The sequence below is a fragment of the Agarivorans gilvus genome (assembly GCF_001420915.1).
GTDB classification, from domain to species: Bacteria; Pseudomonadota; Gammaproteobacteria; order Enterobacterales; family Celerinatantimonadaceae; genus Agarivorans; species Agarivorans gilvus.
This window is the reverse complement of sequence record NZ_CP013021.1, coordinates 492142-504565: the sequence shown is the minus strand read 5'-3', so window position 1 is coordinate 504565 and position 12424 is coordinate 492142. Positions and strand designations below refer to the sequence as shown.

12 protein-coding genes and 1 pseudogene are annotated in these 12424 nt (G+C 42.7%); 10 read left to right on the top strand and 3 right to left on the bottom strand.

The features are described 5' to 3' along the window. Positions 1 to 150 precede the first annotated feature (150 nt). Positions 151 to 1341 (top strand): amino acid aminotransferase, encoded by a 1191-nt coding sequence (locus AR383_RS02400; protein WP_055731692.1) that lies wholly within the window; start codon positions 151 to 153, stop codon positions 1339 to 1341. Between the two features lie 64 nt (positions 1342 to 1405). On the opposite strand, the gene AR383_RS02395 is transcribed toward AR383_RS02400, so the two are convergent. Beyond that, positions 1406 to 2146: a GGDEF domain-containing protein gene (locus tag AR383_RS02395; RefSeq protein WP_055731691.1), complete on the bottom strand. Its 741-nt coding sequence runs from the start codon at positions 2144 to 2146 to the stop codon at positions 1406 to 1408. Further along, positions 2146 to 2625 (bottom strand): hypothetical protein, encoded by a 480-nt coding sequence (locus AR383_RS02390; protein ID WP_055731690.1) that lies wholly within the window; start codon positions 2623 to 2625, stop codon positions 2146 to 2148. The genes AR383_RS02395 and AR383_RS02390 overlap by 1 nt, the downstream gene beginning before the upstream one ends. Before the next feature lie 176 nt (positions 2626 to 2801). On the opposite strand from AR383_RS02390, the gene AR383_RS02385 reads away from it, so the two are divergent. Then, positions 2802 to 4340, top strand: a complete 1539-nt coding sequence (locus AR383_RS02385) for a DUF3369 domain-containing protein (protein ID WP_055731689.1) — start codon at positions 2802 to 2804, stop codon at positions 4338 to 4340. Positions 4341 to 4469: 129 nt separating this feature from the next. Then, complete coding sequence (locus tag AR383_RS02380; RefSeq protein ID WP_055731688.1) at positions 4470 to 5000, top strand: YaeQ family protein; 531 nt, start codon at positions 4470 to 4472, stop codon at positions 4998 to 5000. Here the strand turns inward: AR383_RS02380 and AR383_RS02375 are convergent. Further along, on the bottom strand, positions 4997 to 5329 hold the full coding sequence (locus AR383_RS02375) for a PBPRA1643 family SWIM/SEC-C metal-binding motif protein (RefSeq protein WP_055731687.1): 333 nt from the start codon (positions 5327 to 5329) through the stop codon (positions 4997 to 4999). The two genes, AR383_RS02380 and AR383_RS02375, sit on opposite strands and share 4 nt — an antisense overlap. A gap of 1277 nt (positions 5330 to 6606) precedes the next feature. On the opposite strand from AR383_RS02375, the pseudogene dmeF reads away from it, so the two are divergent. The 7 genes and pseudogenes from dmeF (at position 6607) to AR383_RS02340 (ending at position 12416) form a co-directional block, all read left to right on the top strand. Then, positions 6607 to 7526: pseudogene (gene dmeF / locus AR383_RS02370) on the top strand (CDF family Co(II)/Ni(II) efflux transporter DmeF). Beyond that, on the top strand, positions 7523 to 7939 hold the full coding sequence (locus AR383_RS02365) for a MarR family winged helix-turn-helix transcriptional regulator (protein ID WP_055731686.1): 417 nt from the start codon (positions 7523 to 7525) through the stop codon (positions 7937 to 7939). Before dmeF ends, AR383_RS02365 begins: the two are co-directional and overlap by 4 nt. 201 nt (positions 7940 to 8140) lie before the next feature. After that, complete coding sequence (locus tag AR383_RS02360) at positions 8141 to 8578, top strand: hypothetical protein (RefSeq protein WP_055731685.1); 438 nt, start codon at positions 8141 to 8143, stop codon at positions 8576 to 8578. Positions 8579 to 8777: 199 nt separating this feature from the next. Beyond that, positions 8778 to 9389 carry a thermostable hemolysin gene (locus tag AR383_RS02355; RefSeq protein ID WP_055731684.1) on the top strand — a complete coding sequence of 204 codons (612 nt, stop codon included), beginning with the start codon at positions 8778 to 8780 and terminating at the stop codon, positions 9387 to 9389. 4 nt (positions 9390 to 9393) lie between these two features. Then, positions 9394 to 10887 carry an AMP-binding protein gene (locus AR383_RS02350; protein ID WP_055731683.1) on the top strand — a complete coding sequence of 498 codons (1494 nt, stop codon included), beginning with the start codon at positions 9394 to 9396 and terminating at the stop codon, positions 10885 to 10887. Between the two features lie 27 nt (positions 10888 to 10914). Continuing rightward, complete coding sequence (locus tag AR383_RS21895; protein WP_055731682.1) at positions 10915 to 11598, top strand: TenA family transcriptional regulator; 684 nt, start codon at positions 10915 to 10917, stop codon at positions 11596 to 11598. Between the two features lie 11 nt (positions 11599 to 11609). Then, positions 11610 to 12416: an SDR family oxidoreductase gene (locus AR383_RS02340; RefSeq protein WP_055731681.1), complete on the top strand. Its 807-nt coding sequence runs from the start codon at positions 11610 to 11612 to the stop codon at positions 12414 to 12416. The last annotated feature ends 8 nt before the right edge of the window (positions 12417 to 12424 follow it).

Here is a 12424-nt window from a genome sequence, read left to right as displayed (position 1 = left end):
AGCTGTCAAATTAACAAAAATAAACGCTTAAACCAAATTAATGCGTAAAATCAAAATTTTCCCGTTATTTTGTTCTGAGACTAAAGACAGCCTTGTTTAGTTGAGGTAATCTTCGCTGGATACAGGAATGTTTATAGCAGAGAGGAAACTATGTTTGAGCGCGTAATCGCCGCCCCAGCGGATCCTATTTTAGGATTAACTGAAGCTTTTAAAGCAGACTCACGTCCCGAAAAAATTAATCTAGGGGTTGGTATCTATAAAAACGAAGCGGGTCAAACCCCTGTTTTAGATACGGTTAAGATTGCAGAGAAACACCTTCTAGAAACCGAAAGCACTAAATCCTACCTTAGTATTGAAGGTAATGCGGCCTACGGTAAAGAAGTACAAAAGTTGTTGTTTGGTGAAGATAGCGAAATCGTTAGCAGCCAACGTGCTTTTACTGCTCAATCTCCAGGTGGCACAGGTGCTCTGCATAATGCTGCCGAATTCGCTTATAACCATTTAGGTATTCGTACTATTTGGGTAAGCAACCCAACTTGGGCCAACCATGGCAATATTTTCAAAGCCATCGGCTTAGAAGTTAAACCTTACGACTACTATGACGCAGACAGCAAAGATCTAGATTTTGACGCTATGTTGAAATCTCTAGAGCAAGTGCAAGAAGGCGACTTAGTGTTATTCCATGGTTGTTGTCATAACCCAACCGGGATTGACCCAACGCTTGAGCAATGGAAAGCCCTAGCAGCTTTAAGCGCCAGCAAAAAAGTACTACCTTTGTTTGATTTTGCTTACCAAGGCTTCGCTACTGGTGTGGAAGAAGATGCCGCTGGTTTACGTGTATTTGCTGAGCAAATTAAAGAGCTATTGGTTGCCAGTTCTTTCTCTAAAAACTTTGGTTTGTACAACGAACGCGTTGGTGCTTTCACACTGGTTGCTGAAGATAAAGAGCGGGGTGCAACGGCATTCAGTCAAGTTAAAGCTGGTATTCGTGCTAACTACTCAAACCCACCAGCTCACGGCGCAGCGGTAGTAACCACCATTTTGCAAAATCCTGAGCTTAAAGCCCAATGGATTGCAGAAGTGGCTGAAATGCGCGATCGCATCAAAGAAATGCGTGATTTATTTGTTGAAACTTTAGCGGCCAAAGGCGCTAGCGGTGATTACAGCTTTATTCAGCGTCAAAACGGTATGTTCTCGTTCTCTGGGTTAAGCAAAGAGCAAGTGGCAGAGTTGAAAGAAAAACACGGTGTTTACATCGTAGGCTCTGGCCGTATCAGCGTAGCGGGTATGACTAAAGACAACATGGATGCGCTTTGCACAGCAATTGCTGCAGTAGTGTAAAACAGACAAAGCCAGAATATAAAAAAACGCCAAGTATTTTCACTTGGCGTTTTTTTATCTTAAATTAGCCAACAACAATATTTCGGCCTTTATCTTTAGCCTTGTATAAGGCTTTATCTGCGTCTTTGATCACCTCTTCGGCGTTCGCGTGCTGGTTGGACTTTTCCGCCACCCCAATGCTAACAGTTATTTGCACGGTATTTTTCGGTTTGGTGTTTTCTTTACGCGCCGATTTACTCGCCTTTTCTCGGTTACTCTTATCCCTAATGGCAAAGGGCGTTTCGGCAATGAGCTCACGAATGTCATCTAAAAATGCAATGGCGTGATCGAGTTTCTTGCCTTTAAACAATACGGTAAATTCTTCTCCACCATAACGAAACACCTGACCTCCGCCTTCTACTTGGTCTAATTTAGAGGCCACCATTGCTAAAACATCATCACCAACATCATGACCATAGGTATCGTTAAACTTTTTAAAGTGGTCGATATCCACCATTGCTAGAGTGTAGTTTTTGGATAGCCCTGCAAGGCGTTCAAATAACATCCGTCGGCCAAGTAAACCGGTTAGTTCATCTCGATAGGCCAGTTCATGAGAAGCCCTAAAGCCGCTATAGAGCACAATTAACATTGAGGCGCTAAAAAATACCGAGGAAATCGCCTCGCGGTCGAGGAAAGCTAAGGGGAAAATACTCGCTACAAAACTAAAAAACAGGCCTATGGTTAAGCTGGTTGGGCGATGCGCTAAACGCACAAAGGCGATAACTAAGCACAAGGTGCTAATTGCCAAGGCGCTACTGCTAATCACTAAACCGTCGATGGGCGAGGGGCAAACCAATTTTCAATTAAAGACTGGGCATCTACTGATAAATAGTTAATTAGGATCGTAATAACTAGCGCTTGTACGATTAACATCCAATAATGTAGGAAAGCGCGTAGCGTTTTGCTGCCATTTTCCTTAATCAGCAAGTTCAATACCATGTTGCAAGGTATAAACACGCAAACCAAAGTGAAAGCCATTTTGGCTTCGGGAACATCTAAAGGTTGCTGTAAGTATTGAACAATTAACCAATAACTGAAGGTATTAACCAGTACTACAACGATAAGTTGGCGACGATTAAACTGGATCGCCAACATTGCAGTTACTGCTGCCAAGCCGTAAGGCATCCAATAAATGATGTCTTTTAAGCTAGAGGACAGTTCCGCATACCAAATAAGCATTGCGCTAGCTACGGCCAAAATAATAGTTGGTGGCCAAATATTGGTGCTAGTTAGTTTACTTTCCATGAATTTCAAGTTATTGAGTTTGCGTTGATTTTATCGAACAATCTAACAATTTTGAATCACCTAAGCAGTGAATAATGGTTTAGCCTCTAAGTTTTCAACACTATCTTGATAATAGTCTTTGATATTATGGATTTGCTGATCTAATTTTATTGTAACTATGGAATACGGAGTAGGGCATGAGTGACTTTCTTTTCATCGACGATGTCGAGGAACCCAAGGAAGATGTGGCCAAAGCAACTTGGAAGCTTTTGGTAATTGATGATGAGGCAGAAATTCACTCGGTAACGCGGTTAGTTCTCTCCGATGTCGAAATTGATGGTTATCAGCTAGAGTTTTTGTCTGCCTACAGTGCCGATGAAGCAAAACGAATGTTTGATGAACACAACGACATCGCGATTGCTTTAGTTGATGTGGTAATGGAAACCGACCATGCCGGCCTTGAGCTTGTGCGCTGGATTAGAGAAACCAAACAAAACCATGCCACACGCTTAATTCTACGTACAGGTCAGCCAGGTCAAGCTCCCGAAGAATCGGTGATTAAAGATTACGACATCAACGATTACAAAAGTAAAACCGAGCTTACCGCCACCAAATTAAAAACGATTACCTACTCAGCAATTCGTTCATACCGTGATATTTTGTTTATTGAGCGTCATCGTCGCGGTTTAATGCAAGTCATCGAATCCACCTCTTTGGTGTTAAAAAGTAAAACACTGTTTCATTTCGGATCTGCAGTACTAAAACAACTAGTGGAGTTATTTCAGCTTGAAGGCTCGGCGATGTATATCACCACCCTTACAGAAGATGTGCTGAGACATCAGTCATTCAATGTATTAGCTGCCACTGGTGATTTTGTTACCAACGAACACAACGAAGATGACTTCGACCACACCAAAATTCCTGATAACGTAAAACTGTTATTGAAAAAAGCGTTAGAAGAGAAGAAAACGCTGGTTACCGAAAATTGTTATGTTGGGTTTTATGCCACCGATAGTCGCAGTGTCAGTCTGTTGTATGTACAACACGAAAAGCCGCTCGATGAAATTGAAAAAGGGCTGTTAGAGGTGTTTGCCACTAACATTGCTCTTACTTTTGAAAATCTCACCATTAAGGAAGAGATCCAAGAGACTCAGAAAGAACTGATATTTATTATTGGCGACGCCATTGAACAACGTAGTAAAGAAACCGGCTCACATGTAAAAAGGGTATCTTTAATCTGTGAGTTGATGGCCAAAAAATTAGGTTTTGAAACAGAATATGTTGAAGCCTTAAAGCACGCGGCGCCCTTGCACGACTTAGGTAAAATTGCCATTCCCGAATCCATCCTACACAAGCCTGGCAAGTTGAACCCTGAAGAGTGGACTGTAATGCAAACGCACGCTCAGGTGGGCCATGACTTACTTGCGGGTTCAAATAAAATTATTGCTCGACTTGGCGCAGAAATTTCCTTATGTCATCACGAAAAATGGGATGGTAGCGGATATCCAAGACAATTGGCCGGTGAAGATATTCCCTTAGTGGGACGCATTATGGCCATTACCGATGTATTTGATGCACTAGGCTCTAAGCGTTCTTACAAAGAACCATGGAATAATCACGAAATTAAGGCCTTTATCCTCGAGCAGAAAGGTAAACATTTTGACCCTAAACTGGTTGATATATTAATCGAAAATTTTGACGAGTTTGTAGAGATCAGAAACAATTACCCGGACTAATTTAGACGCTGCTTTTGAACAGGGCTCCTAACGATTAGTTATTGAATTTTTTAGCTAAAAAGCGCATTCTTCCACTGTTGTTTAACTTGGCTGCAGTAGCTAAGGCAACCTACCGATAAAGGCACAGCAGTGGCGCTTAAACCTACTATTTATAAATTGCGGATATCTTTATCTGATCTTAACCGTAATTATTACGACACACTTAATCTCACCATTGCTCAACATCCTTCGGAAACCTTAGAACGGATGATGGCAAGAGTGATGGCATTTTGTTTGAACGCAGATCCTGAGCTTTGCTTTACCAAAGGTTTGAGTGAAGTAGAACAGCCCGATATTTGGCATAAATCGTTGGAGCAAGACACCTTATTATGGATAGATGTGGGCGAACCCACAGCAGAACGATTAAAAAAAGCAGCACGCTCGGCTAAACAGGTTAAAGTTTATAGCTTTAATGCCAAGTCAAGCACTTGGTGGCAGCAGCTACCAAGCAAAAGCAAACAACTTCCCATTATTTTTTGGCAGTTTGACTGGCAAGAAATTACCCGCTTAGCGAGTTTTGTTGAGCGCACCATGGATATGTCAGTAACCATCACCGAACAGTCTGCTTATGTCACCACCAGTAACAATGAAATAGAGCTTCATTGGCAAGCCTTAAGCTAAGCACAACATTTTTTATACTTTTTTCCACTGCCGCAGGGACAAGGGTCATTTCGTTTTGTGGTGTTAACTTGCCGCTTGGTTTCAGGCTTTTTTAAATAAACGTCGAGTTGCTTTAAGCGTTCTTCTTGCTCAGGGTCAACGGTGATTTCAACAACAATGTTCTCCTGTTGAGCCACCGCCAACAGATGTTGCTTCTTTTCTTCTGTATGAACCGATAAGCTAAGCGGCGCTTCAGCCGTACCTGGTTTAATTTCTCGCTTAGTATTAAAACCAAAACTTTGATGTTTGGGTTTTTTCTCGATACGACCTTTATAGAAAAATTTAGACATAAGATTACCTCGCTAATAGCTTGCTACGCGGGCTTATACAGCAAATGGCTAAATAAATAAACTAAACATTGGTTCGAAAGACAGGCAAAAAAAAGCCACTAGGGCTTAGTGGCAACTTAAAAAAACATATCAACTAACATAGGCGAGCGGGAGCGTTGCTATCCAACCTTCCTTAGTTGAGAAACGCAAGAACTAAACGCTTTTAACGAATAGTTATTTAAATTAAAGCACTTAAGCTCAATTCGCGTCACTGTAAGATCTGACAGTTTGACAAATCCACTAAACTAGAATTAAGCAAAGTAATCACTTTAATTTGTGACAAACCTACTCAAAGGATGAATTTGTCTAGTTAAAGACTGTTAAAAGTATCGTATATAGCCATTTCTCTTTAGTAAGCGATTCACTTAATTTGATTAAAGATAAATTTGCGGGGAATTTTTGCCAGCGGGGTGTTGGACACCGTCATGAACCCATCCTTTCAACCTTTTGACTTTGCCATAGGCGTTTCGGCTGGTGCGGCATACTTAGTTGGATATTTGGCTAATGCACCTGAGCGTAGCTAGCAAATCATCACCGAAATGACGACAGACAAACAGTTTTACAACCCGATTCGATTTATTAAAGGTGGCCATTTAATCGACGTAAAATGGCTCTGGCACGAGTCCAATGTACGTTATCCATTTAGCCAAGAGCGTTTGTTTTCTAACATTCCATTTATGTCGCCGTTACTAACGTCGACACTGGCACGGCTGATTACTACCAAATAAAACCAGACACTTTATCGAATGTGATTTTACAAACAAACGCCTTGTTTTTCTGGCGGCTGCTATACCGACGGGATTGGCCGATTCGACTCCGGCAAGAGAGGCCTACCGCCGAAGGCTCGAGATATTACCGTAATATTATCGCACCCCACCAGCTATAAAATGTCTCCTACTCGTTTCCCTCGAGTCATGAAACATCTCTTAGCTAAATACCCTAGTATTGCCGAATCGATGCTAATTAGGGCGGATAACTATAATCAATCTCTGGATTTTATATGACACCCTCCCAAAGACGCCAATAATAGGGTTATCGCTCCACCTGATAGCTTTCCGGTTAAACGCCTCAGCATGAATAAACAGATATTCAAAAGGGCAAACAGGCCGGAGAGCAACATTTAAAACGTACTTAAGCCGATTCCACGAGAATAAGCTTAAGTGGGCTAAACATTTAGTTTGATTATCAAATCATTTAACCTTAGTATAGTTTGAAAATCAAACTAAAAGGTTAAGATTATGGTAAAGGAACACCATCACAATTTCAGTTCGCACAATCATCAAGGAGAGCGGCGTACTACTTGGGTTTTAGCGATAACGATTATTGCTATGTTTGTAGAAATCATCGCCGGCACGGTTTATGGCTCTATGGCTCTATGGCGCTGCTGGCCGATGGTTGGCATATGGGCACTCATGCTGCGGCTTTTTGTATCACGCTGTTTGCTTATCGTTATTCCCAGAAGCATGCTAACAATGACCGTTTTTCTTTTGGAACAGGTAAGGTTAGTGTTCTAGGAGGCTATACCAGCGCTATTGCACTAGGGTTGGTCGCATTAGTGATGTTGGTAGAATCTGCGCATCGCCTATTTAACCCACAACTCATTCAATTTGATCAGGCTATATTGGTAGCTATTATCGGCTTTGTGGTAAACGGCGTGAGTATGTGGTTATTACATGATCACCACCATGAGCCACATCACTCAGAACATCAGCATCATTCCGCTGAGCCCCATCATCACCATGACCACAATCTGCAAGCGGCTTATTTCCATGTGCTAGCTGACGCGCTTACCTCGGTACTGGCTATCGTCGCTTTGTTATTTGGTAAATACCAGGGATGGACTTGGTTAGATCCCATCATGGGAGCGGTTGGGGCTTCAGTGATAGCCAAATGGACATTCAATTTACTAAAACAGACTAGCCCTATTTTATTAGATGAAAGCATCGATGCTGACTATTGCGTAGCTGTGAAGCAAGCCTTATCTAAAACCGCTAAGGTGACAGATCTACATATTTGGAAGGTGAGTGCGAATAACTATTCGGCTGCGATAGCGATTCAAGATCAAGCCAACAAAAGCTTTCAAGATTACCAGCGAATGTTGCAGAAGTTTGATAAAATCGATCATCTTACTTTGGAAGTTCAGCCTTTAAGCAAATGAAAAATATTGAAAAGTTGAATCGTTCGTTAACCGAGTTTTATGACAAAATGTCGTCTTGGGAACAGTCAGTGGTAAAAGATACGCCTTATAGTTTGGCGCAAATTCATACCATTGAAGTACTAGGTCACCATCAAGCACTACGAATGAAAGACTTAGCCGAAAAATTGGCGATTACCACCGGCACGCTAACTGTTCAAATTGAAAGGTTAGTGGCTGCAGAACTGGTTGAACGGGTGGCCGACCCTCAAGACAGACGGGCGATAGTGGTGGTATTGACTGAGCAAGGTAAAGCCATTTATCAACAGCATAATCAGTTGCATCTCGATTTAGTTAAAGAGCTCAGCAAACACATTGAGCCAGAGCAAATGGCAGTGTTACTGGACAGCTTAGATAAAATTAACAACGAGTTTTAACATTTTAGTTACCGGTTATTTTCATTGTTCGCTTGGTTCAAGCCATTTTCTCCTAAGGTGATAAATTCTTCATCTAATTCCTTGATTATATTATTTTTATCAAATAATCTCGTTCGATTGAAAGTATCAGAAATTAGTTAATAGCTTCATTATTGGTTAATTACCTAATAAATTTTAACGCTTATATGGATATTGTTAGTTATGAAAAAGTTTGTTGTTTTGGCCTTATCTGCCTTGTTCACCTTTAGTTCACCTAGCTTCGCTAGAGATGATATTAATGATTATTCTTTGGAAAAGGCGCTTAGCTCTAGCACAGCTAAAGCCAAATTAGGTGAGAATATTGCGTTTTATTTTGGTGAGCAGGCCTATGGCGAAGCCACAAAGCAATATGGTGAGTTCAAAACCAGTAAAAAAACCAACGCTTTTAATAAAACAGATGAAGAAGCCTGTAACTGGGCCTTTTTGTCAGCAATGATTGCATTGAAGGATCGCGCAGTGCGTGAAGGGGGCAATGCTGTCGTTAATATTAAATCCAACTATAAAAACAATCTCACGTCTAGCGAAAAGACCTTCCAGTGTGGAGCCGGAGCATTAATGGCAGGTGTAGCTCTAACCGGAGAAGTAGTGACTTTGAAATAAGCCCCTTGTTAGGCTTTGTCGTTGCGACAAAGCCTTCGCTATTTTAACTTTCATATCTTCAACTCCTTCACGTCCTTACACTTCTTCTGTTTATTTTTCACCCAATTTGTAAAACAAACTCAGTTAATTGACTTTCTTAAGGGTTTCTTAAGTTTCGCGTTCTAATTTATTGCTTAGTTAGCAATCAAAGGAAACGCTCATGAAGTATCCCGAATCAAAGGCGGCAACGAGCTCACAGTTAAGCATTGTCGGTCCTGATCACCCTATGTGGCAGAATGTGGTTACTCATGTTCAACAACGTTATCAACTGGCCTTTATGGCGAATGTTAAACAAAGCATGCCTGCGTATTTAGCCTTAATAGATAACAATGCCATTTTGTCTGTTTGTGGATTCAGAGCCGCTGAAAATGAAGCTTTATACTTAGAACAATACCTCGAGCGCCCCGCAGAACAGCATGTGGCTGAATTGTTTAATTGCTCCCTTAGCCGCGCCAATTTGGTGGAGTTTGGTCACCTTGCTTCCTTCACTAAAGGCTTATCGCCGTTACACTTTTATTTGATTGCTGAATTGTTGGTGGAGCAGGGCTTTGAGTGGTGTATTTTCACCGCAACCGATCCCCTACATGCCTTGATGATGCGCCTAGGGCTTGAGCCAAAACTAATAGCCGAAGCAAGCCCAACAAAGATAATCGATGCGCAAAATATTTGGGGCTCTTATTACGAAACTCATCCCAAAGTTTATGCTGGCAGTTTAAGCAAAGGTTTACAGCGGCTTCGCCTGTTGCAGCAGTTAAAACAAAAGCAGGCTTAACTCGATGAATACAATCATAGATGCCTTAAAGGCCCACGCCCACAACAAGCCTGAGCAGTTCGCCTTTGTTGGTGAAAACGCCCAAGGCGAAACAGTACAGTTGACTTACCAACAACTGGCCGCAGAAGTGTTTGCTGTCGCTGCCTATCTTACTAGCCTTAATGCAAAGGTAGTGGCCTTAAGAGCAGAGAACAGCATTAGCTGGATATTGATTGATTTGGCTGCCATGGTCGCTAATCTTGTGATTGTGCCCATTCCGACTTTCTTTAGTTACACACAAGTACAGCACAGCTTAGCCGAATCTGGTGCCGATCTACTCATTGGAGATTGGTCAGAACAAGCAAGTGTCGAATGCTTGGGGCATTTAGCTGGACTAAGGGTTTATCGCAGCGTTGGAGTTATGCCGGCTTCTGTATTAGCGGATACCTGCAAAATCACGTTCACTTCCGGCTCAACTGGCCATCCAAAAGGGGTTTGCCTTAGCCAGCAGCATTTGTCCAATGTGGCACAATCCTTGGCTGAAGCCGTTATGGGCTTAGCGGAAAAACATCTTGTCTTGTTACCGCTATCAACCTTGCTAGAAAATATCACCGGTGTTTACGTGCCGATTTTGCTCGGCGCTAGCGTACATGTCTATCCAGGAAGGAAACTCGGGTTACTCGGCTCAAGTCAATTTAACGCCGCCGCCTTCGCCCAACAACTCGCCGACATTCAACCGCAGAGTTTAGTGCTTACTCCCGCTTTACTGTTGGCCTTAATTAAACTGGTGCAAGGCAATAGCCAATTGGCCCAGTCGTTAAAGTTTGTCGCAGTGGGGGGCGCTCGTGTCTCGGCCCAACTGATTAGTGCAGCCCATGACTTAGGCATTCCTGCCTACGAAGGTTATGGCTTATCCGAATGCGGCTCGGTGGTATGTTTAAACACTCCTAAAGCCTTTAAAGCGGGCAGTTGTGGTAAAGCCTTAAGTCATTCACAGTTACGAATAGCCGAAGACGGCGAGTTACTGGTTAAAGGTAATAGCGCCCTAGGCTATTTAAATGCCCCGTTTATTGAAGAATGGTTGGCAACGGGTGATTTAGCCGCTATCGACGAACAAGGTTTCGTGCATTTATTGGGCCGCAAGAAAAACCTGTTAGTAACTGCCTTTGGCCGCAACATCTCTCCAGAGTGGATAGAGTCTGAAGCGCAGGCCTTACTGCCAGGGGTGCCGTTATTTATCACTGGCGATGGCCAAGAGCAGTTATGTGCGGTGAGCCAACACATCAGCAACATTGATGCAAAGCTCAGTGAGCTCAATAGCAAACTGCCTGATTACGCCCGAATTAGCCAAGTCTTACAGTTAGAAACGCTTCATGCCATACCCAATTGGTTTACAGCCAACGGCAAAATTCGCCGTGACCAGTTAGAGCAATCGGTTAGTGAATTACTTTCGCAAAACCTATCAAACGTGAGTTTCCATAGACAAATGGTGACTCGAATCGATTTACCAAAGTCGTAACCAATTAATATTAAAAAGGAAAATCCCATGGCTTCATTTTTTGAACAACTCAAACAAGCGACTGCTGTAAAGCAACAGCAATTACTTTCTGCTGCTGTGATTGCGCAGGTACAACAGGGGCAGATTTCAAAGTCTATGTACATCGCTTTTCTCACTCAGGCTTACCATCACGTTAAACATACCGTGCCCTTACTCATGGCTTGCGGTGGACGCCTGCCAAGCGAACAGGAATGGCTACGAGAGGCTATTGCCGAGTACATTGATGAAGAGAAAGGCCATCAAGAGTGGATCTTAGCCGATATTGCCGCGTGTGGCGCTGATGCCGAAGCGGTTCGTAAAAATGAAGGCGAGGGTAAGGTTTGCCCAGCCATAGAGTTGATGGTGGCATATTTATATCATCAAATTGACCGTCATAATCCACTGGCACTATTTGGTATGGTTTGGGTATTAGAGGGCACCAGTGTAGGTATTGGTGGACAAATGGCTGAAAAAATTCAGCAACAACTTAATTTACCTGACAGCGCCATGAGCTATTTAACTTCACACAGCGTCTTAGACCATGAACACTTAAAATTCTTCGAATCTTTAATGAACAAAGTTGATAACAGCGAAGACCAACAAGTCATTATTGATGCCGCTAACATGGTATTTAGTTTGTACCACGATATGTTGCAAACACTGTCGTTATTTAGCACCCAAGACGCTGCCTGAGGTACGCCAGAATGAACATTAACAACAGCCAAGTTATGCTTATTGGCGCCAGTGGCGGAATTGGCCAAGCTACTGCCAAAGCATTGGCTGCAGCAGGGGCTAGGCTGATATTAGTTGGCCGAAACCAAGCCAGCTTAAGTACCTTGCAAAGTGAACTTACTAATAGCCAACAGCACCAAATTTTGCTTGCTGACATCTCCAGCCCCTCAGGTATTTTGGCAATTAAGCAATTGGCGCAAGCCTTGGCTCAGCAAGGTCAAGCGATTGATGTATTGATAAACAATGCGGGTTACAACAGCTTTGCCTTACTTAGCCAGCGTTCGGCACAACAAATCGAGCAAGAGTTAAAGGTGAATTTACTAGCGCCGATGCAAATCTGCCAAGCCTTGCTGAGTCACCTTAAACAACCGGGGTATATCGTTAACATCGGTTCCACCTTTGGTTCAATTGGCTACCCCGGCTATACCAGTTATTGTGCAGCTAAAGCCGGCTTACAACGTTTCACTGAGGCACTAGATAGAGAATTGAGTCACACTGGGATCCGCTCTTTCTATCTCGCCCCCAGAGCCACCGATACCGCCTTAAATAGCCAAGCCGTTAATCGCTTAAATCAACAACTAGGTAATAAAACCGATAGCCCCGAGGTAGTAGCCAAGCACCTTTTAACGATGTTGCGTAAGGAAATTCCGTGTAAATGGATTGGTTGGCCTGAGAAATTTTTTGCTCGGCTTAATCAATTGTTTCCTCGTTTGGTTGCAGCGGCAATTGATAAACAAAAAGAAAGTATTCATCAGCATTTAAACCGGGTTAAGCATTAGGAGTGCAT